The sequence below is a fragment of the Pseudomonas sp. LFS044 genome (assembly GCF_047978245.1).
Classification (GTDB): domain Bacteria; phylum Pseudomonadota; class Gammaproteobacteria; order Pseudomonadales; family Pseudomonadaceae; genus Aquipseudomonas.
In genome coordinates this window covers 43,473-64,127 of the sequence record NZ_JBFPFX010000034.1, presented here as the reverse complement: position 1 = coordinate 64,127, position 20,655 = coordinate 43,473, and the positions used below count along the sequence as shown (strand labels likewise).

Annotated in this window: 24 protein-coding genes; 12 read left to right on the top strand and 12 right to left on the bottom strand. The window is 63.5% G+C overall.

Annotated elements, in window-relative coordinates; translation table 11 throughout:
• Nucleotides 1-161: 161 nt before the first annotated feature.
• From ureG to ACNQPL_RS23440, 8 genes are read right to left on the bottom strand one after another with little or no spacing between them, the layout of a single operon-like run.
• A complete protein-coding gene (ureG, locus tag ACNQPL_RS23475; protein WP_008093751.1) occupies nucleotides 162-785 on the bottom strand; it encodes an urease accessory protein UreG in 624 nt (207 codons plus the stop codon).
• Nucleotides 786-796: 11 nt separating this feature from the next.
• The gene (locus tag ACNQPL_RS23470; RefSeq protein ID WP_416468040.1) at nucleotides 797-1,471 is read right to left on the bottom strand and encodes an urease accessory protein UreF; all 675 of its coding nucleotides are present in this window, start codon (nucleotides 1,469-1,471) and stop codon (nucleotides 797-799) included.
• On the bottom strand, nucleotides 1,471-2,016 hold the full coding sequence (locus ACNQPL_RS23465) for a HupE/UreJ family protein (RefSeq protein ID WP_387529406.1): 546 nt from the start codon (nucleotides 2,014-2,016) through the stop codon (nucleotides 1,471-1,473). The genes ACNQPL_RS23470 and ACNQPL_RS23465 overlap by 1 nt, the downstream gene beginning before the upstream one ends.
• Before the next feature lie 20 nt (nucleotides 2,017-2,036).
• Nucleotides 2,037-2,522, bottom strand: a complete 486-nt coding sequence (ureE, locus tag ACNQPL_RS23460; protein WP_346613165.1) for an urease accessory protein UreE — start codon at nucleotides 2,520-2,522, stop codon at nucleotides 2,037-2,039.
• A gap of 10 nt (nucleotides 2,523-2,532) precedes the next feature.
• Nucleotides 2,533-4,236 carry an urease subunit alpha gene (gene ureC, locus ACNQPL_RS23455; protein WP_416468039.1) on the bottom strand — a complete coding sequence of 568 codons (1,704 nt, stop codon included), beginning with the start codon at nucleotides 4,234-4,236 and terminating at the stop codon, nucleotides 2,533-2,535.
• Nucleotides 4,233-4,550, bottom strand: a complete 318-nt coding sequence (locus ACNQPL_RS23450) for an urease subunit beta (RefSeq protein ID WP_416468038.1) — start codon at nucleotides 4,548-4,550, stop codon at nucleotides 4,233-4,235. The genes ureC and ACNQPL_RS23450 overlap by 4 nt, the downstream gene beginning before the upstream one ends.
• A gap of 19 nt (nucleotides 4,551-4,569) precedes the next feature.
• Complete coding sequence (locus ACNQPL_RS23445; RefSeq protein ID WP_346613162.1) at nucleotides 4,570-4,872, bottom strand: urease subunit gamma; 303 nt, start codon at nucleotides 4,870-4,872, stop codon at nucleotides 4,570-4,572.
• A gap of 9 nt (nucleotides 4,873-4,881) precedes the next feature.
• Nucleotides 4,882-5,715 carry an urease accessory protein UreD gene (locus ACNQPL_RS23440; protein ID WP_416468037.1) on the bottom strand — a complete coding sequence of 278 codons (834 nt, stop codon included), beginning with the start codon at nucleotides 5,713-5,715 and terminating at the stop codon, nucleotides 4,882-4,884.
• 325 nt (nucleotides 5,716-6,040) lie between these two features.
• On the opposite strand from ACNQPL_RS23440, the gene ACNQPL_RS23435 reads away from it, so the two are divergent.
• From ACNQPL_RS23435 to ACNQPL_RS23415, 5 genes are all read left to right on the top strand, one after another.
• Nucleotides 6,041-6,418 (top strand): glyoxalase superfamily protein, encoded by a 378-nt coding sequence (locus ACNQPL_RS23435; RefSeq protein ID WP_346613160.1) that lies wholly within the window; start codon nucleotides 6,041-6,043, stop codon nucleotides 6,416-6,418.
• Complete coding sequence (locus ACNQPL_RS23430) at nucleotides 6,415-6,777, top strand: hypothetical protein (RefSeq protein ID WP_416468036.1); 363 nt, start codon at nucleotides 6,415-6,417, stop codon at nucleotides 6,775-6,777. Before ACNQPL_RS23435 ends, ACNQPL_RS23430 begins: the two co-directional genes overlap by 4 nt.
• A gap of 194 nt (nucleotides 6,778-6,971) precedes the next feature.
• Nucleotides 6,972-7,988 (top strand): branched-chain amino acid aminotransferase, encoded by a 1,017-nt coding sequence (locus tag ACNQPL_RS23425; protein ID WP_346613157.1) that lies wholly within the window; start codon nucleotides 6,972-6,974, stop codon nucleotides 7,986-7,988.
• A 148-nt stretch (nucleotides 7,989-8,136) separates the two neighbouring features.
• Nucleotides 8,137-8,817, top strand: coding sequence for a response regulator transcription factor (locus ACNQPL_RS23420; protein WP_346613156.1), 681 nt, complete (start codon nucleotides 8,137-8,139; stop codon nucleotides 8,815-8,817).
• Complete coding sequence (locus ACNQPL_RS23415; RefSeq protein WP_416468035.1) at nucleotides 8,795-10,186, top strand: sensor histidine kinase; 1,392 nt, start codon at nucleotides 8,795-8,797, stop codon at nucleotides 10,184-10,186. The genes ACNQPL_RS23420 and ACNQPL_RS23415 overlap by 23 nt, the downstream gene beginning before the upstream one ends.
• Before the next feature lie 32 nt (nucleotides 10,187-10,218).
• On the opposite strand, the gene cysS is transcribed toward ACNQPL_RS23415, so the two are convergent.
• Both cysS and ACNQPL_RS23405 read right to left on the bottom strand, forming a co-directional pair.
• Nucleotides 10,219-11,601 carry a cysteine--tRNA ligase gene (gene cysS / locus ACNQPL_RS23410; RefSeq protein ID WP_416468034.1) on the bottom strand — a complete coding sequence of 461 codons (1,383 nt, stop codon included), beginning with the start codon at nucleotides 11,599-11,601 and terminating at the stop codon, nucleotides 10,219-10,221.
• Between the two features lie 9 nt (nucleotides 11,602-11,610).
• Nucleotides 11,611-13,314, bottom strand: coding sequence for a glutamine--tRNA ligase/YqeY domain fusion protein (locus ACNQPL_RS23405; RefSeq protein ID WP_346613153.1), 1,704 nt, complete (start codon nucleotides 13,312-13,314; stop codon nucleotides 11,611-11,613).
• A 248-nt stretch (nucleotides 13,315-13,562) separates the two neighbouring features.
• Here ACNQPL_RS23405 and ACNQPL_RS23400 point away from each other — a divergent pair, with 248 nt between their 5' ends.
• Both ACNQPL_RS23400 and ACNQPL_RS23395 read left to right on the top strand, forming a co-directional pair.
• Nucleotides 13,563-14,066 (top strand): peptidylprolyl isomerase, encoded by a 504-nt coding sequence (locus tag ACNQPL_RS23400; protein WP_346613152.1) that lies wholly within the window; start codon nucleotides 13,563-13,565, stop codon nucleotides 14,064-14,066.
• Entirely contained in the window at nucleotides 14,063-14,785 is a 723-nt protein-coding gene (locus tag ACNQPL_RS23395; RefSeq protein ID WP_346613151.1) for a UDP-2,3-diacylglucosamine diphosphatase, read from the top strand. The genes ACNQPL_RS23400 and ACNQPL_RS23395 overlap by 4 nt, the downstream gene beginning before the upstream one ends.
• Nucleotides 14,786-14,916: 131 nt before the next feature.
• On the opposite strand, the gene ACNQPL_RS23390 is transcribed toward ACNQPL_RS23395, so the two are convergent.
• A complete protein-coding gene (locus tag ACNQPL_RS23390) occupies nucleotides 14,917-17,229 on the bottom strand; it encodes an acylase (protein ID WP_416468033.1) in 2,313 nt (770 codons plus the stop codon).
• Between the two features lie 199 nt (nucleotides 17,230-17,428).
• On the opposite strand from ACNQPL_RS23390, the gene ACNQPL_RS23385 reads away from it, so the two are divergent.
• Entirely contained in the window at nucleotides 17,429-17,803 is a 375-nt protein-coding gene (locus ACNQPL_RS23385; protein ID WP_346613149.1) for a fe2+ zn2+ uptake regulation protein, read from the top strand.
• Between the two features lie 34 nt (nucleotides 17,804-17,837).
• Here ACNQPL_RS23385 and ACNQPL_RS23380 read toward each other — a convergent pair whose 3' ends face one another.
• On the bottom strand, nucleotides 17,838-18,026 hold the full coding sequence (locus ACNQPL_RS23380; protein WP_346613148.1) for a hypothetical protein: 189 nt from the start codon (nucleotides 18,024-18,026) through the stop codon (nucleotides 17,838-17,840).
• 148 nt (nucleotides 18,027-18,174) lie between these two features.
• Here ACNQPL_RS23380 and ACNQPL_RS23375 point away from each other — a divergent pair, with 148 nt between their 5' ends.
• The 4 genes from ACNQPL_RS23375 (at nucleotide 18,175) to ACNQPL_RS23360 (ending at nucleotide 20,652) form a co-directional block, all read left to right on the top strand.
• The gene (locus tag ACNQPL_RS23375; RefSeq protein WP_416468032.1) at nucleotides 18,175-18,633 is read left to right on the top strand and encodes a hypothetical protein; all 459 of its coding nucleotides are present in this window, start codon (nucleotides 18,175-18,177) and stop codon (nucleotides 18,631-18,633) included.
• A gap of 273 nt (nucleotides 18,634-18,906) precedes the next feature.
• Nucleotides 18,907-19,287 carry a Mor transcription activator family protein gene (locus ACNQPL_RS23370; RefSeq protein WP_346613146.1) on the top strand — a complete coding sequence of 127 codons (381 nt, stop codon included), beginning with the start codon at nucleotides 18,907-18,909 and terminating at the stop codon, nucleotides 19,285-19,287.
• A gap of 68 nt (nucleotides 19,288-19,355) precedes the next feature.
• Nucleotides 19,356-20,015 (top strand): DUF2589 domain-containing protein, encoded by a 660-nt coding sequence (locus ACNQPL_RS23365; RefSeq protein WP_346613145.1) that lies wholly within the window; start codon nucleotides 19,356-19,358, stop codon nucleotides 20,013-20,015.
• A 79-nt stretch (nucleotides 20,016-20,094) separates the two neighbouring features.
• On the top strand, nucleotides 20,095-20,652 hold the full coding sequence (locus ACNQPL_RS23360; protein ID WP_416468031.1) for a DUF2589 domain-containing protein: 558 nt from the start codon (nucleotides 20,095-20,097) through the stop codon (nucleotides 20,650-20,652).
• Nucleotides 20,653-20,655 lie beyond the last annotated feature (3 nt).

Here is a 20,655-nt window from a genome sequence, read left to right as displayed (position 1 = left end):
GTCTTCAGCCATGCGCCAAGGCGAACAACCATGGCCTGACTGGAACGGCGCGTTGCAACAAATGTAGGAGCGGGCTTGCCCGCGATGCGCCGCGCGGGCGGCGCTCGATTTCATGGACGCTGAAGATATCAAGGCATGCGCTTCGCCCGCGCGGCGCTCTATCACCCCCTGACCCCGAGCATCCCCCGCTCGACGATAAAATCAATCACCGCCTGCAAACCCTCACCTTTCTTCAGGTTGCTGAACGTCCACGGACGCTGCGGGCGCATGCGCTGGGTGTCGCGCTCCATCACCTCCAGCGAGGCGCCGACGTAAGGCGCCAGGTCGGTCTTGTTGATCACCAGGAAGTCCGACTTGGTGATACCGGGGCCACCCTTGCGCGGGATCTTCTCGCCTTCGGCAACGTCAATGACATAGATGGTCAGGTCGGCCAGCTCCGGGCTGAAAGTGGCGCTGAGGTTGTCGCCGCCGCTTTCCACGAAGATCACTTCGAGGTTGCCGAACTTGCGCGCCAGCCCTTCCACGGCGGCCAGGTTCATCGAGGCATCTTCGCGGATGGCGGTGTGCGGGCAGCCGCCGGTCTCGACGCCGACGATGCGCTCAGGCTCCAGGGCACCGGCCTCGGTGAGGATGCGCTGGTCTTCCTTGGTGTAGATGTCGTTGGTGACCACAGCGATCTGGTAGTGATCGCGCATGGCCTTGCACAGGCATTCGAGCAGCGCGGTCTTGCCGGAACCGACCGGGCCGCCGACACCGACGCGAAGGGGTTGCTGATAGCTTTGCATGTTGGCAGTCCTCAAGAACGGAACAAACGGGTGTATTGGGTTTCGTGACGCGATGAGGCGATGGCCAGCAGCGGCAGGCCGCCGCCAAGCTGGTCGTCGCCCAGGGCCAGGGCCTGGTCGATGACCTCGGGCAGCGCTGCGCTCAGGTCGCGCAGCAGGGTCTGGGCCGCCTGCTGGCCGAACGGGACCAGCTTGACACCGGCCATGACTGCGCCCTCCAGCCAGGCGAAGGCATGCCCGAGGGCAAGCTGGCGCAGCGGGATCGACCAGTGCACGGCAAGCCAGGCCATGCCGCCCAGTTGGCTGAGTTCGAGGCTGGCGCGCCAGGCCGAGGCTTGGCCCAGTTGCCAGCCGTCAAGCAAGCGCGCCAGCGCCGCGCCCCGCTGCTGCTCTTCCAGGCGCAGTTCGGCGGTTTCACGGTTGGCCAGCAGAAAACGGCTCCAGCGCGCAAACGCTTCGGCATCGTCTGCCTCACAGGCGTGGTACAGGCGCGCCAGGACCGGCCAGTCCAGGAAAGCAAGGGTGTCGTGCATCTGCTCGCGCTGCCAGGCGCTGAAGCCTTCGATGTCACGCACCCAGCCCGCCTCCACCGCCCACTCCAGCCCCTGCGAATAGGTGAAGCCACCCACCGGCAGGCCGGGGCTGGCCAGCTGCAGCAGGCGCAGCAGTGCCAGGTCGCTGTTCATCAACCGGCCAGCACCACGGCAGCACCGGCCAGCAGGCCGCCGCCGAAGGCTTTTTGCAGGCCGCTGTGCCGGCGCAGCAGGCACCCAACCGCAAAGCCCACCACCAGCAGCAGGCCGCTGACGGTGACAAAGCCGGCGCTGAACAGCCAGAACGCACTTGGCGTGGCTTCAACGCCATGGGCCCAACCATGGAACAGGGCAAATACCGGCATGGCCAAGGCCAGCAGCAACTGGCGGCTGGGCAGCAGCACGGCGGCGGCAGCCACCAGCACCGAGACCGCGATAACGGTTTCCATGCCCAGCATGCCGCCGAACAGGTGGCCGCACACGGCACCGGCGAACATCGCCGCCAGGGTCGCCAAGGGCAGGCTCAGGTTGCGACGGGTCAAGGCGGCGAGCACGCCGGTGCCCAGCAGCATCAACAGGTGGTCAAGGCCGGTCAGCGGGTGCAGCAGGCCATCGTGCAGCGGGTTGCTGTCGTGGCCAGGGTGGGCGAAAGCCGGCAGTGCGACCATCAGCAGGACAAGGGCGAGGGTTTTTTTCATTGTGGGCTCCGGTGGGCGGTTCAGGAATGCGCAGGCAGGCGCACGAAAGGATGGTCGTGGGCGTGGCCATGGCTGTGCGGGGCGCTCTGATAGGCCCCGGCTTCCGGTTCGAACGGCGCCTGCTCGGCCTCCACAGTCAAGCCCAGGCCGCGCAGCATGTCGTCCAGCACGTAGTCGTGCTGGTAGCGCAGCAAGCCGGGCTCGATCTGCAGCGGTACATGGCGGTTGCCCAGGTGATAGGCAGCGCGCGCCAGCAGGTGCGGGTCGCGGCAGCGCACCGTCGACACGGCTTCGGGTGCCGCGAGCACGCGCACCACCTGGCTGCCGCTGGCATCGGCAAGCAACTCGCCGCCGCGCAGCAGGTGGCCGCGCTCGAGCATCAGGCCGGCCTCGCGGCCATCGTCGAGGGTCACCCGCAGTCGGCTCTTGATGCGGCTGTCGACGTCCAGGGTGACGGTGCCGGTGATCGTGTCGGATTCAGCGATCCGGCGGGTCAGGACAATCATCTTCGCTCCTTCAGAACAGGAAATAACGCTGGGCCAGCGGCAGTTCGCGGGCCGGTTCGCACACCAGCAGTTCACCGTCGGCGCGCACCTGGTAGGTTTGCGAGTCGACTTCGATCACCGGTTGCAAGGTGTTGTGGACCATGTCGGCCTTGCGCACGCGACGGCAGCCATGGGCCACGCCGATCAGGCTCTGCAGCCCCAACTCCTGGGCCAGGCCACGGTCCATGGCGGCCTGGGGCATGAAGGTCATGCGCGTGGCATGGCGGGCGGCACCGAGTGCGCCGAACATTGGCCGGTAGTGCACGGGCTGCGGGGTCGGGATCGAGCCGTTGATGTCGCCCATGGGCGCGGTGACGATCATCCCGCCCTTGATCACCAGGGCCGGCTTGACCGCAAAGAACGCCGGCGACCACAGCACCAGGTCGGCCAGCTTGCCGACTTCGACCGAACCGACTTCATGGGCGATGCCATGGGTCAGCGCCGGGTTGAGGGTGTATTTGGCGATGTAGCGCTTGACCCGGAAGTTGTCGCTGTAGCTGCTGTCCGGCGCCAGCGGGCCGCGGCGCACCTTCATCTGGTGCGCCACCTGCCAGGTGCGCAGCACCACTTCGCCCACCCGGCCCATGGCCTGGGAGTCGGACGACGTCATGGCGAAGGCGCCCATGTCGTGGAGGATGTCTTCGGCGGCAATGGTTTCGCGGCGGATGCGCGACTCGGCAAAGGCCACGTCCTCGGCGATGCTCGGGTCCAGGTGGTGGCAGACCATGAGCATGTCCAGGTGCTCGTCCACGGTGTTGACCGTGTACGGCAGGGTCGGGTTGGTCGAGGACGGCAGCACATTGGCCTGCCCCGCCGCCCGGATGATGTCCGGCGCATGGCCGCCGCCGGCGCCTTCGGTGTGGAAGGTATGGATGGTGCGGTCACCGATGGCGGCCAGGGTGTCTTCGATGCAACCGGACTCGTTGAGCGTGTCGGTGTGGATCGCCACCTGGATGTCCATCTCTTCGGCCACGCCCAGGCAACAGTCGATGGCGGCCGGGGTCGAGCCCCAGTCCTCGTGCAGCTTCAGGCCCACGGCACCGGCGGCGATCTGCTCGCGCAGCGCTTCGGGGCGAGAGGCATTGCCCTTGCCCAGCAGGCCGATGTTGATCGGCAGGCAATCGGCGGCCTGGAGCATGCGCGCCAGGTACCACGGGCCCGGGGTGCAGGTGGTGGCGTTGGTGCCGGTGGCTGGGCCGGTGCCGCCGCCGATAAAGGTGGTGACACCGCTGGTGAGCGCTTCTTCGACCTGCTGCGGGCAGATGAAATGGATATGCGAATCGATGCCGCCCGCCGTGACGATCTTGCCTTCGGCGGCGATCACTTCGGTACCCGGCCCGACCGGCACGGTGACGCCCGGTTGTACGTCCGGGTTGCCAGCCTTGCCGATGGCGGCGATGCGCCCATGCTTGACGCCGATATCGGCCTTGACGATACCCCAGTGATCGATGATCAACGCGTTGGTCAGCACCAGGTCCATGGCCTCGGCAGCGAGCATCTGGCCCTGGCCCATGCCATCGCGGATGACCTTGCCACCGCCGAACTTGACCTCTTCGCCATAAATGGTGAAGTCCTTCTCCACCTCCACCCACAACGCGGTGTCTGCCAGGCGCACGCGGTCGCCGACGGTGGGGCCGAACATGTCGGCATAGGCGCGGCGCGAAATACGGCTCATGCCCTGCCCTCCAGCGCGCCCATCACCTTGCCCTGAAAACCGTAGACCTCGCGTTTGCCGGCATAGGCCACCAGGTGCACGGTGCGTGATTGCCCGGGTTCGAACCGCACTGCAGTGCCGGCCGGGATGTCGAGGCGAAAGCCACGGCTCGTCCCACGGTCGAACACCAGCGCGTCGTTGACCTCGAAGAAGTGGTAATGCGAACCGACCTGCACCGGCCGGTCGCCATGGTTGGCCACGCTGACGCTGACCGTTTCACGGCCGACATTGAGTTCGATGTCGCCGGCGGCGGTCTGGATTTCACCTGGAATCATGCTGGGCTCCTCAGCCAGGTCAGACGATGGGGTCATGCACGGTCACCAGTTTGGTGCCGTCTGGGAACGTGGCTTCAACCTGCACGTCATGGAGCATCTCGGCGACACCGCTCATGACCTGTTCGCGGCCGATCACTTCACGGCCCAGGCTCATCAGCTCGGCCACCGTGCGGCCATCGCGCGCGCCTTCGAGCACGGCGGCGCTGATCAGCGCTACCGCCTCCGGGTAGTTGAGCTTCAGGCCACGGGCCAGGCGCCGTTCCGCCAGCAATGCAGCGGTGAACAGCAACAGTTTGTCTTTCTCTCTTGGGGTCAGCTCCATGGCGCTCTCTCAGGTAGCCCAGATGCGCGGCGGGCACGCGGGCAGGCCGAGAACGGCCGGCCGCAGCACGTGCCAGAGGCGCTGCAGGGTGTGTTGCAGGTGTTGGTTGTCGTGGTCGAGCAGGCGGATCACCAACAGCGGGCCGAGCAAGGTCGCGCCTGCGGGGGTGTCGAGTTCATCGAGCAGCGACCGCACCTGTTCCAATACGCACGGGTCGGCCGGTGACGCGCAGAACGTCGCCACCAGCGGGTGCCCGCCGAGCTTGTCGAGCTGGCCACCGGTGATACGCAGGCGTTCATGCAGGCCAGGCTCGCCGGGCAGTTCGATGCTCAGTCGGCTATCCAGTGCGCCATGCTCGAAGCATTCGCCCATGACCGGCCGCCCCAGGCACAGGGTTTCCCAGGCCAGCAAGCGGGCGCCGGGTTCGAGGGTGAAGCGGCTGTCGAGGTTGGCGCGGGCGCCGGAGAAGAAAATGCTGTCCTGCGGTAGCCACTCCAGCGTGCTTTCGGCTTGCAGGTGAAAGCGCTGGGTCAGCCACGCGGTGGGGCCGATACTGCGGTAGAACTTGCTGGCACCGGGCATGGTCAGCAGCGCATGGCTACCCGGCTCCAGGTGAATGTCCAGGTCCAGGCGGTCCCCTGCGACGATGCCGCCAGGCGGGTGCAGCACATAAACGTGGCACGGCGCGCCTTCCGGATAGAACGGGCGCTGCACCAAAAGCGGGCCGAAATGCCGGCGCGCACCAAGGCGGGTCACGCCACCGCGTGCGATGAAGCGCAACTGCAGGTGGGCGCTCCAGCCCGCATCCTGTTCAGATTGTTCGAGGCGCTCTGCCAGAAACATCCTATAGCCCCTGATATTCATGGCCCATGGCCGTTACGAGGGTCGGGGGCCGCGCACGGAGGCGCTGCAGGCCTGACCACTCGATCAATTTCGATTGGCTGGGATATAGCAGTTTGCGGGCCAACTACGCAGGTGAAGGCGCATGAAACTTTTGCGCAGAGGCTCTGGCATAGGGCACACAGGCGCATCACGCACGATACGAGGGCGGTCACCGGCCCTGTTTCGGTGCCGGCGCCAAGCCGCTGCGGAGGCCAGGCGAGACAGCCAGGCGGGAGAAAACGTAGACTGCCCTGCAGTGCACTCAGCCTACGGCCAAGGAACCGCCATGCCCCTCGCCCCTGCAATCCCCGTCCTGCGCATCTTTTCGGTCGACAAGGCCAGGGAGTTCTATTTCGACTTCCTCGGTTTCACGCTGGACTGGGAACATCGCTTCAGCCCCGACTTGCCGCTTTATATGCAAATTCACCGTGACGGGCTGATCCTGCACCTGAGCGAGCACCATGGCGACGCCTGCCCAGGCTCAACCGTATTCGCCCGGAGCGACGAACTGCTGGCCCTGGAGCGCGAACTGCAGGACAAACAGTACGGCTACGCCCGCCCACACGCCGCGCGCGTCGACTGGGGCCTGGAAATGCTGGTGCGCGACCCGTTCGGTAACCTGTTGCGCTTCTGTCAGCAAATCGACGAAGAGGCCGCGCAATGAAAGTACCGGGCAAACGCGAGCTGGCGCGCCTGGAGCGCGAACTGGTCGCCTGCCTGACCGACGCCTGCGAAACTGCCAAGGCGGAAATCGTCGGGTTTACCTGGCTGACTCACCGCCTGGATGCTGACGAGTTCCCCACCAGCCTGCGCATCACCTGGGTCTTCGAACGCGAAGCGGACAAGGCTGCAGCGCTGGCGGGGGAAGCGAAAGCGCGCATGCTCAAGCTGACGGCCCAGGCACTCGACGAGGCAGGTGTGCAATTGGACCACCCGGCCTGGCATGTGCGTTTTGACAGTGAAGAGGCTTGCGCTCGTGGGCACGCCGGAGATTGGAACACGCGGCTGGGTGCCAGTCGGTAGAGGTGCAGCAGATAAGATCGAGCGCCCCGCGCGGTGCTCGATCTCATATCCACAGCAAATCACCTGCCATGCACGCCTGCTCCACCAATTCGTGACTGGCCGTTCCCGATCCGCGACGGATGTATTATCGTGGCGAGGTGCGCAAATAACAGCAGCCTGAGCGATCAGGCATCTGCAAGACAAACGAGGGTGTCATGAGTAACGAGATTAACTGGGACAAGCTTGGCTTCGACTACATCAAGACTGACAAGCGCTACCTGTCCGTGTTTCGCGATGGCGAGTGGGACAAAGGCACCCTGACAGAAGACAATGTGCTGCACATCAGCGAAGGTTCGACCGCCCTGCACTACGGCCAACAGTGCTTCGAAGGCATGAAGGCCTACCGTTGCAAGGACGGCTCCATCAACCTGTTCCGTCCCGACCAGAACGCCCTGCGCATGCAGCGCAGCTGCGACCGCCTGCTGATGCCGCGCGTGCCAACCGAACAGTTCATCGAAGCCTGCAAACAGGTGGTCAAGGCCAACGAGCGTTTTGTACCGCCGCATGGCAAGGGTGCCCTGTACCTGCGCCCATTCGTGATTGGCGTGGGTGACAACATCGGTGTGCGCACCGCACCGGAGTTCATTTTCTCGGTCTTTGCCATCCCGGTCGGCTCCTACTTCAAAGGCGGCATGACGCCGCACAAGTTCCTGATCTCCGACTACGACCGCGCCGCGCCACAAGGCACCGGCGCCGCCAAAGTCGGTGGCAACTACGCTGCCAGCCTGCAACCAGGCTACGAGGCAAAGAAAGCCGGCTTTGCCGACTGCATCTACCTCGACCCGCTGACCCACAAGAAAATCGAGGAAGTCGGTTCTGCGAACTTCTTCGGTATCACCGCAAACAACGAGTTCGTTACACCGAAGTCGGCGTCGGTGCTGCCGGGCATCACCCGCTTGTCGCTGATGGAGCTGGCCGAATCGCGCCTGGGGCTCACAGTCATCGAAGGGGACGTTGAGATCAACAACCTCGAGCGGTTCGTCGAAGCTGGCGCCTGCGGCACTGCCGCGGTTATTACCCCGATCGGTGGCATCCAGTACAACGGCAAGCTGCATGTGTTCCACAGCGAAACCGAAGTCGGCCCGGTTACCCAGAAGCTCTACAACGAGCTGACCGGCATCCAGAGCGGTGACGTCGAAGCGCCGGCTGGCTGGATCGTCAAGGTCGCCTGAGCCGCTGCGCCACGCTGAACCACGGGGCATGCCAGGCACTGGCATGCCCCGTTTTGTTTTCCGGCCGTGGGTAGATGAATTTTTCTTAAATCGCCGTTTGGCTATTCTTTGGCACAATCAAGTCTCCAATAAACGCCCAGGAACCAGCATGACACGCGTACTGACCATCGAAGACGACGCCGTCACCGGCCAGGAAATCGTCGCCGAACTCACCAGCCATGGTCTGGATGTGGATTGGGCCGACAACGGCCGCGAGGGCCTGGCCAAGGCCATTGCCGGCGGGTACGACCTGATAACCCTGGACCGCATGCTGCCCGAGGTCGATGGCCTGACCATCGTCACCACCCTGCGCAACCTGAAAATCGCCACGCCAATCCTGATGATCAGCGCGCTGTCCGACGTCGATGAGCGCGTGCGCGGCCTGCGTGCCGGCGGCGATGACTACCTGACCAAGCCGTTCGCCTCCGACGAGATGGCCGCTCGGGTCGAAGTGCTGCTGCGGCGTAACAGCGTACCGATGACCCAGACCCGCCTGCAGGTCGCCGACCTGCAGCTGGACCTGATCAGCCACGAGGCGAGGCGCGGCGAGCAGACGCTAAACCTGCTGCCCACCGAGTACAAGCTGCTGGAATACCTGATGCGCCACAGTGGCCAGGTGATCACGCGGATGATGATCTTCGAAGAAGTCTGGGGCTATCACTTCGACCCCGGCACCAACCTGATCGACGTGCACATCGGCCGCCTGCGCAAGAAGATCGATTCCCCCGGGCAGTCGCCGCTGATCCGTACCGTACGGGGCTCCGGCTATGCCATTGCTGAACCCGTCTAAGGGCTGGAGCTCCTCGACCAGCCGCCTGCTGGCGCTGTACAGCTTCCTCTTCGTGGCCTGGAGCAGCATCCTCATGGGGGTGCTGTACTTCGAGGTTTCAAGCTACCTGAACAAACTCACCCGCCACTCCATGCTGCAGCGCCAGCACCTGTTCGCGCACATGAGCGGCAAGCAGCTGGATGACGCCCTGATCGCCAGCCAGGCGTTCGAAGAGCGCGCCTTCGATGCCTACGGCCTGTTCGACGCCCAGCTCAACCCGATTGGCGGGCGCATCCGTGCCATTCCGCCAGAGCTTGGCATGGACGGCAAGGTACACGAGCTCAAGCGCTGCCTGGATGCCGATGACCCGCACATGCCCCGTGACAGCTGCGACGCAGTGGCCATCAAGGTGCAGGACGGCCGCTGGCTGGTGCTGTTCCGCGACAACGGCTCGCTGTTCGTGGTCACCCGCATCATCCTGCATGCATTGCTGTGGGGCATCTCACTGACCCTGATTCCCGGCTTTGCCGGCTGGTACCTGCTGCGGCGCAGGCCGTTGAAGCGCATTCGCGCGATCCAGGCCCAGGCCGAGCTGATTGTCGCCGGCGACCTCACCCACCGCCTGCCGCTGTCGGCGCGGCGCGACGAACTGGACATGCTGGCCGACATCGTCAACGCCATGCTCGACCGCATCGAACGGCTGATGCACGAGGTAAAGGGTGTGTGCGACAACATCGCCCATGACCTGCGCACGCCGCTGACGCGTCTGCGCGCACAGCTGTACCGCATTCGCCAGCAAAGCCCGGTTGATTCACCGCAAGCCGAGGCACTGGACCAAGCCATCGGTGAAACCGATACCCTGATGGCACGGTTTCGCGGTTTGTTGCGCATCAGTGAGCTGGAAGACCGCCAGCGCCGGGCCGGTTTCGTGCAGTTGGACCCGCATGATCTGCTGGTGGAGCTGCACGATTTCTACTTGCCGTTGGCCGAGGACGGCGTCATTCGCCTGAACCTGCAGCAGCCTGCGCAGTTGCCGGCATTGCATGGAGACCGTGAATTACTGTTCGAGGCATTGGCCAACCTGGTGGGCAATGCCATCAAGTTCACGCCTGAAGGCGGGCGAGTGGGCATTAAGGCGACCCAGGACGATGCGGGCGTGCATATCGCCATCGAGGACAGTGGGCCAGGCATTCCCGAAGAAGAGCGAACTGCAGTGCTGAAGCGGTTCTATCGCAGCGAGGAAGGCCACCGCCATGCGGGGTTCGGGCTGGGGTTGTCGATCGTTGCGGCGATCGTCGACCTGCATGGGTTTGGGCTGGAGATTGGCGAAAGTGAGCTGGGTGGGGCGAAGCTGGTGTTGCATTGCCCGCTGGCGGGGCCGGGCAAGTAAAGCCGGGGGCTGCAGAGCGGCCCCCATTTACATCAGTCAGCCAGGCGCCAGGTAGTCGCGCCCTTGCTGTCTTCCAGCACCACGCCCATGGCGGTCAGCTGGTCACGGATACGGTCGGACTCGGCCCAGTTCTTGTCCGTCCGCGCCTGCAGCCGGGCCTGGATCAAAGCCTCGACTTCAGCCGCGTCAACCTTGCCCTCTGCCCCTGCACGCAGGAAGTCATCGGCGTCCAGTTGCAGCACACCCAGCACATCACCCAGCTCACGCAGGCGACCGGCCAGGCCAGCAGCGGCTTGAGGGTCGCTGTCGCGCAGGCGGTTGATCTCGCGCACCAGGTCGAACAACACGGCGCAGGCTTCCGGGGTGCCGAAGTCGTCGTTCATCGCTACGCTGAAGCGCTCGACAAACCCTTCGCCACCCTTGGCCGCCACCCGCGGCAGGCCGCGCAGTGCGTGATAGAAGCGCTCCAGGGCGCCCTTGGCATCACGCAGGCTGTCTTCGGAGTAGTTGATGGCACTGCGGTAGTGGCTGGCCACCAGCAGGTAGCGCACCACCTCCGGGTGGTACACGTCGAGTACGTCACGGATGGTGAAGAAGTTGTTCAACGACTTGGACATCTTCTCGCCATTGATCCGGATCATGCCGCAGTGCATCCAGGCATTGGCGTACTGCTTGCCGGTGGCCGCTTCGCTTTGGGCGATCTCGTTCTCGTGGTGCGGGAACTCCAGGTCGCTGCCACCACCATGGATGTCGAAGCTCTCGCCCAGGCAGCAGGTGGACATCACCGAGCACTCGATGTGCCAGCCCGGCCGGCCCGGGCCCCATGGCGATTCCCAGCTCGGCTCGCCCGGCTTGACGCCTTTCCATAGCACGAAGTCCAGCGGGTCTTGCTTGGCCTCGTCGACTTCGATGCGGGCACCGATGCGCAGGTCTTCGATCTTCTTGCGCGACAGCTTGCCGTAGCCGACGAACTTGCCGACCCGGTAGTACACGTCGCCGTTGCCCGGCGCGTAGGCGTAGCCCTTGTCGATCAAGGTCTGGATCATGGCGTGCATGCCGGCGATATGGTCGGTGGCACGCGGCTCCATGTCCGGCTTGAGGATGTTCAGGCGGCGCTCGTCCTCGTGCATCGCGTCGATCATGCGGGCGGTCAATGCGTCGAACGCTTCACCGTTTTCGTTGGCCCGGTTGATGATCTTGTCGTCGATGTCGGTGATGTTGCGCACGTAGGTCAGCTCGTAACCACTCTTGCGCAGCCAGCGGGTGACCAGGTCGAAGGCCACCATGCTGCGGCCGTGGCCCAGGTGGCAGTAGTCGTACACGGTCATGCCGCAGACGTACATGCGCACCTTGTTGCCATCGAGCGGCTTGAAGGCTTCCTTGGTCTTGCTCAGCGTGTTGTAGATGTTTAGCACGGCGGTTCCTTAGCTGCCCCAGGAGTCACGCAGTGTGACGGTGCGGTTGAACACCGGGCGGCCCGGCTGGCTGTCCTTGAGGTCGGCGCAGAAGTAGCCTTCGCGCTCGAACTGGAAGCGGTCTTCCGGCTGTGCCTGGCCCAGCGACGGCTCGGCGCGGCAACCGGTGAGCACTTGCAGCGAATCCGGGTTGATGTTGTCGAGGAAGCTGGCGCCCTCCTCGGCCTTCTCCGGGTTCGGCGAACGGAACAGGCGGTCGTACAGGCGCACTTCGCATTCGACGCTGGCGTCTGCCGGCACCCAGTGGATCACGCCCTTGACCTTGCGGCCCTCGGGGTTCTTGCCCAGGGTGTCCGGGTCGTACGAGCAGCGCAGCTCGACGATGTTGCCGTCAGCATCCTTGATCGCTTCGTCGGCGCGGATCACGTAGCTGCCGCGCAGGCGCACTTCACCGGCCGGCTCCAGGCGCTTGTAGCCCTTCGGCGGTTCTTCCATGAAGTCGTCACGGTCGATGTACAGCTCGCGGGCGAACGGCAGCACGCGTACACCCATGTCTTCCTTCGGGTGGCGCGGCAGCTCGAGCTGCTCGACCTGGCCTTGCGGGTAGTTGGTGATGACCACTTTCAGCGGGCGCAGCACGCACATGGCGCGCGGCGCGGTGCGGTCGAGGTCGTCACGGATGCTGAATTCGAGCATCGACATGTCGACCACGCCGTCGGAGCGGTTGGTGCCGACCATCTCGCAGAAGTTGCGGATAGAGGCAGGGGTGTAGCCGCGACGGCGGAAGCCCGACAGGGTCGACATGCGCGGGTCATCCCAGGCGCTTACGTGCTTTTCGTCGACCAGCTGCTTGAGCTTGCGCTTGGAGGTGATGGTGTAGTTCAGGTTCAGGCGGCTGAACTCGTACTGGCGCGGGTGCGCCGGTACCGGCAGGTTATCGAGGAACCAGTCGTACAGCGGGCGATGGCCTTCGAACTCCAGGGTGCAGATCGAGTGGGTGATGCCTTCGATGGCATCGGACTGCCCGTGGGTGAAGTCGTAGTTCGGGTAGATGCACCACTTGTCACCGGTCTGGTGGTGGTGGGCGTGGCGGATGCGGTACAGGATCGGGTCGCGCAGGTTCATGTTCGGCGACGCCATGTCGATCTTGGCACGCAGCACGCGCTCGCCGTCCTTGAACTCGCCGGCCTTCATGCGCGCGAACAGGTCGAGGTTGTCTTCGACGCTGCGCTCGCGGAACGGGCTGTTCTTGCCAGGCTCGGTCAGGCTGCCGCGGTATTCCTTGGCCTGATCAGGGGTCAGGTCGCAGACATAGGCCTTGCCACGCTTGATCAGTTCAACGGCCCAGTCGTGCAGCTGGTCGAAGTAGTTGGAGGCATAACGCACGTCGCCGGCCCAGTCGAAGCCCAGCCATTTGACGTCGCGCTGGATGGCGTCGATGTATTCCTGGTCTTCCTTGGCCGGGTTGGTGTCGTCGAAGCGCAGGTGACAGACGCCGCCGAACTCCTTGGCCAGGCCGAAGTTGACGCAGATCGACTTGGCATGGCCGATGTGCAGGTAGCCATTGGGCTCCGGCGGAAAACGAGTGACGATGCTGCTGTGCTTGCCCGAGTCCAGGTCGGCCTGGATGATCGGCCGCAGGAAGTTCGCAGGGACGGCGGGGGCGCCTTTGGCAGCGGCGTTGGGCGCGTTGTCGGCAGTGGGCTTGCTCATAGGATCCTTGAATGCACGTGTCCGGCCTGGGTAGGCCGATTGAATCAAAGGGCCTATCATAGCCGAAGCAGTCAAGCTGCTGACAGCCAGGCCCGGACAAACTGCCGTGATTTATCGCAGCTTTTTGCCGCAGGCTGGCAAAATGGCCAGTGCGCGCCATGTGTCGCGGTCGCCCGATGTTGCGTCAGGTGACTAAAGGCGCACTGCGCACCCTAATTCCCGAATGCCATGAAAGAGCGAATTTCAGCATGTCCAAAGTCAAACTGAGCACCAACCACGGCGACATCGTCCTGCAACTGAATGCCGAGAAGGCGCCACTGACCGTCGCCAACTTCATCGAGTACGTCAAAGCTGGCCACTTCACCAACACCGTGTTCCACCGTGTGATCAAGGGTTTCATGATCCAGGGTGGCGGTTTCGAACCGGGCATGAACGAGAAGCGTGACAAGCGTCCGAGCATCCAGAACGAAGCCGACAACGGCCTGAAAAACAACAAGTACACCATTGCCATGGCCCGCACCATGGACCCGCATTCGGCCTCCGCGCAGTTCTTCATCAATGCTTCGGACAACGATTTCCTCAACCACAGCGGCAAGAACACCCAGGGCTGGGGCTACGCGGTATTCGGTGAAGTGGTCGAAGGCACTGAAGTCGTCGACGCCATCGAAAAGGTCGCCACCGGCTCCAAGGCTGGCCACCAGGACGTGCCGAAAGACGACGTGATCATCGAGAAAGCCGAGATCATTGAGTGATACTGCTGATCTCTGATCTGCACCTGCAAGAAGAACGCCCGGACATTACCCGGGCGTTTCTTGATCTGCTCGACGGCCGCGCACGGCATGCCAAGGCGCTGTACATTCTGGGCGACTTCTTTGAAGCCTGGATCGGCGACGACGCCATGACGCCCTTTCAGCAGTCGATCTGCCAGGCCCTGCGCCAGCTGAGCGACAGTGGTACGGCGGTCTACCTGATGCACGGCAACCGTGATTTCCTGATTGGCCAGGACTTCTGCAAGGCCGCTGGTTGTACGCTGCTGGCCGACCCGAGTGTGATCGAACTGGGCGGTGAGCAGGTGTTGCTGATGCATGGCGACACCTTATGCACCCGCGACCTGGCCTACATGAAAATGCGCCGCTACCTGCGCAACCCGCTGAGCCTGTGGATCTTGCGGCATCTGCCGCTTGCCACCCGGCAGAAGCTGGCACGCAAGCTGCGCAGCGAAAGCCGCGCACAAACGCGCATGAAGGCGACCGAAATCGTCGACGTCACGCCTGAGGAAGTGCCGAAGGTGATGGCGGCGCACGGTGTGAAAACGCTGGTGCATGGCCACACCCACCGGCCGGCTATTCACAAGCTGGTGGTCAACGGTGAGCCGGCCCGGCGCATCGTGCTGGGCGATTGGGACCGTCGCGGCTGGACCCTGCAGGTAGATGCGCAGGGCTTTCAGCTGGAGCCGTTCGAGTTTTCCTGAAATTGCTCGCTTTGCCGTTGCGGCCTCATCGCCGGCAAGCCGGCGCCCACAAGGTACTTCACTGTTCCCGAGAGCAGCAGTTTACCTGTGGGAGCCGGCTTGCCGGCGATGAGGGCGGTGCGGATTACAACTCAGGGCTGGCGCGCCACCGCAGCCTTGTCCCGCTCACTGATCACATACTGCCGATACTCAGGGTCAGCCTTGATCTGCGCCTCGGTGAACGGGATGGGCGCCAGCTGCTTGGCCGAGAACGCCTTGGTCTGATCGCTCGAATGCGCCGAAGCGGCTTCGCTGGACTGCGAGAACGCCAACAATCCCCGGGCCTGCGGCCCTTTGTCGGTAAAGCTCACCAGCTGCAGGTAACTGGTGCCGCTGACCACCAGGCGCTTGCCTGGCCCATGGGGCACGCTGAAAATCGCGTTGTACACGCCCAACCCCTGCGGGCCACCAGGCACCGGCGTACCATCGGCCGCTTGCTGGATCTGCCCCCAACGGCTGTCTTCGGTAACACCGGCCTTGGCGACCTGTTGCAGTGAAGCCAGCGCCGCTTCGCGCAGCAAGGTGCGCACCGCCGCCTGCTCGACCGCCAACCCACGCGGGGTGTGTTGCGGGTCTGCCGGGTCAAATGCCACTCGCCAGCTTTGCGGGTGCTTGATCAAGGTGTCGACGATATTCTGGAAGTGCACCAGGCCAATGCCACTGTTCAGGTCTGCCTTGCCGTTCCAGCTCGCCAGGCTCGCGCAAAGTGCCTGCAGATCAGCCTCGGCACCTTTGCACCATTGCTGCAGGTCCGGCAGCACCAGGCTGGCCATGTAGACTTCGTCATCCATCACCATGCGCTGCAGGTCGTCCACGCCCAGCTTGGCATTGCCTTGCAGGCGCTCAAGGGCGAAGCGCCCGCGCATGCCCAGTGGCTGGTCATTGCGGCTGACCAGTGGTGAGTAGCCGGTCAACGGCTGCGCCGGGTTGGTCATCCAGGCGGGGTCGTTGGAGCTCTGTACGAAATCGTTGCGTTCCAGGCTGGGTAGCAGGTGTGCAGGGAAGATACCAGGCTGGGCTGCCTGCGCATCGACCTTCCACTGGCAGGCGCTGCGCGAGCCATCCAGTACCACCAGCGGCCCTTGCGCCGCTGGGTTGCTGCACTGGTTCAACAACGACTGGTCCACATACGGCACTACCGACTGGTTCAAGTACAGCGCCCGGCCCCCGGCATCGACGGCCAGGGTATTGACCCAAGGGATACCTTGCAGTTGCTCGATCGAGCCCTTCAGTGCGTCCAGGCTGTCGGCGCGGTTGATGCGATACCACTGCTGCAATACACGGGTATTGTCCAGGTTGGCGTCACGCAGGCTATAGGCCGCCTGGTTGTCCCACTCCAGGCGACCGGGCCACTGCACCACCGGCCCGAACTTCGAGCTGTAGACCTGTCGCTGCACTTGCTTCAGCGTGCCATCCGCAGCCTTGACCGTGACGCTGACGGCCTGGCGGGCCAGCGGCAATGACTGGCCATCGTACAGGTAGCGCGTAGGGTCCTTCGGGTCCAACTGCAAACGGTAGAGGGTGAAGTGCTTGGACGTGTCGACCGTGTGGGTCCAGGCCAAATGGCGATTGAAGCCGATGTTCACCACGGGCAGGCCCGGCAGTGCCGCGCCCATCACATCCAGCTGGCCGGGGATGGTCAGTTGCATCTGGTAGAAACGCATCCCGCCCATCCATGGGAAATGCGGGTTGGCCAGCAGCAGGCCACGGCCGTTGGCGGAACGGTCTGCACCCACCGCAACGGCATTGCTGCCACGCTCTGAGGCGAAGCGCTGTTGCTGGGCCAATGCCGCGCCAAAGCCGGGCGCGGCCTGCTGGCTCGCCAACTGGGGCGGCTGCGCAGCCGCTACTGCTTCGGCAAACTGGCCCAGCCCGCCCTCCATCAACAGCCGGCGGGTCAGTTTGATCAGGTCGAGGCTGGTAATCGGCCGCAGCCACTCACCATCGCCGCACTCGGCCGGCAAGCCCTGGCTGCGCCGTTCACCCAGCGCACGATTGAAGCCGCTGGCATAGCCCTCCAGCAGATCACGCACCGTGGCGGGCTGAGCCTGGAGGAAGCCGCTCACGGCAGCCGGTGTATTCAGCCAGGTGAAAAACAGGTCGCTGGCCAGGTTGTCGCGCTGTTCGAGGGTTTTGCCCTGCGCACCAAAGTAGCGAGAGCGTTCACCGTTGACCGTCAGCACTTCGTTGGCCAGCAGGCACAGATTGTCCTGAGCGTAGGCATAGCCGATACCGTAACCCAGGCCACGCTCGTCCTTGGCCACGATGTGCGGCACACCGAAACTGGTACGGCGAATCTGGGCACTGGCGTCAGTGCTGGTTTCCCGCGCCTGCACGGCAATGCTGGAGGCGACCAGCGCAGCCGCCAGGCTCGCGCAAGTCAGGGGGCGTGAAATAGAGAACACGGGCATTCCTCGGATACAGGGATCATTCCAGATCAGACGAGTGGCCAGATGAAAATTTTACGCAAGTTGCGCAGCAGGATCGTCTTCTTCAAACGGCAGGCAACTTTTTTCACGCTCAGGCTGCAGATTTGCCGCTCTCATTCGTCCTAGTAAGTGAGGCACCCATATTTCGGGATAGTCCACGAAAAGGAGCATTCACATGTACAACCCGCAACCCTCATTGCAGACCGGGCGCGCCCCGGCCAAGGCGGACAAAGGACAGGACGCCTGCGGGGAAGAGCGTGTCGGCAATGAGCAGATCCGCGAGCTGTTGCGCACCTATGGCCTGCGCACCAGCTTGATCCGCCTGAAGGTCATCGACGCCCTGCACACTGCAGGCCGCGATGGCCGCAGCATTGGCGTGCGTGGCGTGCACGCGCAACTCGAGCAACTGGACATTCCGCTGTCGTTCCTCAGCGTACGTGAGGTACTCAAGCGCCTGTGCACGGAAGGTGTCATCAGCCTTGGCAATGACAAGTGCTACAGCCTCAACCCGCAAGCGCGCGCGGTGCTCGACCAGCCCTCGCCGCGCTGATGCAGGGCCGGCCAGGTCTGGCCGGCCGGCACGGTCAAGGTTTGACCTTGCGCCGCATGATCCCGTTGATCACCACAACCACCACCGCGATGGCGATAGCCAGCATCTGGAAGGTCTGTTCACTGATCGTGCCCTGTTTCTGCAGGTGAGACAGGCCCAGCATGAGGCCCAGCACCACCAGGATGATCAGAAGGGAATATTTGAGGCGCTGCACGTGTGTCATCGATAGTTCCTTGCTACATCGGGGGCAAATGGCTCGCAATGAGCCGCGGCAATGATACAACGCCTGTGGGTTACGGCGCTGCATTTCCTGCTTAGCGTTGCCCACCAAGCCTGAAAGCATTGGGCCCCAACCCAATGCCGGAGGCGTCATGTTCAAACCCGCCCTGTTTACCTTGCTGATACTGCCCTCACTCCCCGCCCACGCGCTGGACACCCACCCGCTACCGCCTGAACAATTGCTCACGCTGGGCACCAAGCTGGCTGCCCACGCCGGCAGCAACCAATGGCAGCAGTTGTGGCAGCGAACCCGCGCAGCTGGCCATTTGCAACCCGAACCTGGGCGCGCCTACTTCACGCTATCGCAAGCGCAATTGCCACAGCTTGCCCGCGAGACCTTGACCAAGGCAGACCAGGTCGAAGCCCAGAACAATACCTTCGCACTCTACCGCCGCGCTTTCCCTGGGCAGGTCGTCGGCATGCTCGATGAGCAACCCCTCAATGCCTTCTGCCTCGTCATCGACTGGCGCAGCCTGCCCCAGAACATGGCCGACTCCCCCTATGCCTATCTCAGCAGCGCAAGCCTGGTGCAGGGCTACCCCTGCCCTTGAGGGTACCGGCACCCTCACTGCTCGTGGAAAAGCGACCTATTGAGAAATCAATGCCTTAAGGGCGGCGGTGAAGCGATGTCCTACAAACAGCTAAACCGTTGCCTTCAAATAGCGCTCACGGAGGCTACAAACACCAGCCCACTTGGCGCCTAGCGACGGTATTCGTCGCTCACTGACAATTCAGCCATGCCAACGACTGAACAGCGCTGGTAATCGCTGACCCGCCCCGGGTCTTCAAAGCATCGCGCCCCACCTACCGCGAGGGAGCCTCCCATGGAATTGCCAGATCTCACCGCCATCGACATCAGCCAACTGCCGCATTCGCTGCAGGCCTTGATCGAATGCGTCGGTATTGAAAACGCCTACCAGCTGACCTGCGCCTACGGTGGCAGGCCCAAGTACATCCCCAAGCACCGCGAACGGACCAAGCTCGCTGACGTACTCCCTGGCGCAGCCCTCGATGCCTTGATCAAGCGCTTTGCCGGCGTGGCCCTGGAAATCCCCAAGGCAGACCACTTCCTGCGGCAGTTGCGCAACCTGCAAATCCAGAAAGAAAGCGCTGATGGCTTGTCACGCAGCCTGCTGGCCGACAAGTACGGCTTGAGCCTGCGCCAGATCGGCAACATCCGCCGTCAAGAGCCTTGCGCTCGCTGACGGCAATCACCCTGGCCGCCCGTTGACGGCCACATTTGCAACATCAACCACAGAAAGAGAATCCCGCTATGTCCATAGACAGCAGCCTTATCGGATCCGTCATCAATGCCTTGCCCATGGACCGGATGATCGCCGGCCCGCTTCAAGCCATGGTTCAGGCTCAGGTCACTGCAAGCAAGTCCTATGCCGACTTCCTCATGCAGGTGTGCGTGCAGGACGGCAAGGCGGTCGCCATCCAGTTCGACTATGACGAAACCATCGTCGATGAGCAGGGCGACTACAAAGGTATCGTCAGCAAGTCCATGAAGGTGCCGCTGATGGCGGCCATCACCCACCCGAACATTGTCATCGAAGAGGGTAAAGTCGAGTTCGAACTGACCATCAGCCAGGCGGCCGAAGATTTCAGCGATTCTGCCAAGAGCGGCGACATTGCTGGCGCCCTGGGCTGGGGCCCGTTCAAGCTGGAGATGAAAGGCAGCATTAGCCACAAGTCCACGCAAACCCGCAAGACCGATACCCGCGCCCGCTATGCATTCAATACCACGTTGCGCCGCCAGGATCCGCCAGAGGCGATGATGAGGGTCATCGATTTTCTTACCGATGCCGCCACCAAGCCGACGGTTGTGCCCAAGGCGACCCTGGCAAGCCCTGACGCCATTTCGACCGACGGTGTCCTGACGGGTACACCGTCGCCAGCCAACAATCAGCCGGCAACCCCGACTCCATAACTGGCGTCAATTATCAGCAGCCCCCCTGAATGACCGCCCCGCTGCCACGGCGGGGCGCTCCTGCCCCTGGAGCGATTGATTGGAAAAGCCACCAGCCCCCATGACAGCCATTGACCTTCGGGATATCACCCGGGGCCTTCAAGAAGCCGCAGCGGCCACCAACAGCCTTATTGCCCAGCAATACATCAACCTGTTCGACCAGTTCTTCGATATCGACCCCCAGGCCCTCGGCGCGCCAATGAAGGCCAAGATGGTGGAAGTCGCCATGGACGAAAACCATATTATTCGCGTGCCATTGTTCGCCCTGGTTTCGCCCAAGGGGCTGGCCTTGGAGCGCATGCAGGTTGACCTATCGGTGCGGGTGAATAGCACGGAGGCCCTTCGCGCCCTGCAGGCGGAAAGCGAGCGCGACAGCACCGCAGCCTTCAAGGTGACGATCGGCGCGCAGGGCCGCCAGGGTGATGCCCGCGACCCCGATGAAGTGCAGATCCGCATGCAGTTTCAAGCCAGCGAACCGCCCGAAGCCCTCAATCGCCTGATCGAGGAATACACCAAGCTGATCACCCCCGCCCGCAAGCCCCTCACCCCGCCTGCCACCGACACCAACGAGTTCGTCGAGGCTGCAACCGTACGCTGACGG

What these genes read in the sequence shown, in the direction of transcription:
- ureG (WP_008093751.1), bottom strand. Translation starts at nt 785, where the DNA reads ATGCAAAGCTATCAGCAACCCCTTCGCGTCGGTGTCGGCGGCCCGGTC.
- ACNQPL_RS23435 (WP_346613160.1), top strand. Translation starts at nt 6,041, where the DNA reads ATGCCCCTCGCCCCTGCAATCCCCGTCCTGCGCATCTTTTCGGTCGAC.
- ACNQPL_RS23465 (WP_387529406.1), bottom strand. Translation starts at nt 2,016, where the DNA reads ATGAAAAAAACCCTCGCCCTTGTCCTGCTGATGGTCGCACTGCCGGCT.
- ACNQPL_RS23415 (WP_416468035.1), top strand. Translation starts at nt 8,795, where the DNA reads ATGCCATTGCTGAACCCGTCTAAGGGCTGGAGCTCCTCGACCAGCCGC.
- ACNQPL_RS23430 (WP_416468036.1), top strand. Translation starts at nt 6,415, where the DNA reads ATGAAAGTACCGGGCAAACGCGAGCTGGCGCGCCTGGAGCGCGAACTG.
- ACNQPL_RS23440 (WP_416468037.1), bottom strand. Translation starts at nt 5,715, where the DNA reads ATGTTTCTGGCAGAGCGCCTCGAACAATCTGAACAGGATGCGGGCTGG.
- ACNQPL_RS23400 (WP_346613152.1), top strand. Translation starts at nt 13,563, where the DNA reads ATGTCCAAAGTCAAACTGAGCACCAACCACGGCGACATCGTCCTGCAA.
- ACNQPL_RS23470 (WP_416468040.1), bottom strand. Translation starts at nt 1,471, where the DNA reads ATGAACAGCGACCTGGCACTGCTGCGCCTGCTGCAGCTGGCCAGCCCC.
- ureC (WP_416468039.1), bottom strand. Translation starts at nt 4,236, where the DNA reads ATGAGCCGTATTTCGCGCCGCGCCTATGCCGACATGTTCGGCCCCACC.
- ACNQPL_RS23450 (WP_416468038.1), bottom strand. Translation starts at nt 4,550, where the DNA reads ATGATTCCAGGTGAAATCCAGACCGCCGCCGGCGACATCGAACTCAAT.
- ACNQPL_RS23380 (WP_346613148.1), bottom strand. Translation starts at nt 18,026, where the DNA reads ATGACACACGTGCAGCGCCTCAAATATTCCCTTCTGATCATCCTGGTG.
- ACNQPL_RS23375 (WP_416468032.1), top strand. Translation starts at nt 18,175, where the DNA reads ATGTTCAAACCCGCCCTGTTTACCTTGCTGATACTGCCCTCACTCCCC.
- ACNQPL_RS23365 (WP_346613145.1), top strand. Translation starts at nt 19,356, where the DNA reads ATGTCCATAGACAGCAGCCTTATCGGATCCGTCATCAATGCCTTGCCC.
- ureE (WP_346613165.1), bottom strand. Translation starts at nt 2,522, where the DNA reads ATGATTGTCCTGACCCGCCGGATCGCTGAATCCGACACGATCACCGGC.
- ACNQPL_RS23420 (WP_346613156.1), top strand. Translation starts at nt 8,137, where the DNA reads ATGACACGCGTACTGACCATCGAAGACGACGCCGTCACCGGCCAGGAA.
- ACNQPL_RS23405 (WP_346613153.1), bottom strand. Translation starts at nt 13,314, where the DNA reads ATGAGCAAGCCCACTGCCGACAACGCGCCCAACGCCGCTGCCAAAGGC.
- ACNQPL_RS23445 (WP_346613162.1), bottom strand. Translation starts at nt 4,872, where the DNA reads ATGGAGCTGACCCCAAGAGAGAAAGACAAACTGTTGCTGTTCACCGCT.
- ACNQPL_RS23425 (WP_346613157.1), top strand. Translation starts at nt 6,972, where the DNA reads ATGAGTAACGAGATTAACTGGGACAAGCTTGGCTTCGACTACATCAAG.
- ACNQPL_RS23385 (WP_346613149.1), top strand. Translation starts at nt 17,429, where the DNA reads ATGTACAACCCGCAACCCTCATTGCAGACCGGGCGCGCCCCGGCCAAG.
- ACNQPL_RS23370 (WP_346613146.1), top strand. Translation starts at nt 18,907, where the DNA reads ATGGAATTGCCAGATCTCACCGCCATCGACATCAGCCAACTGCCGCAT.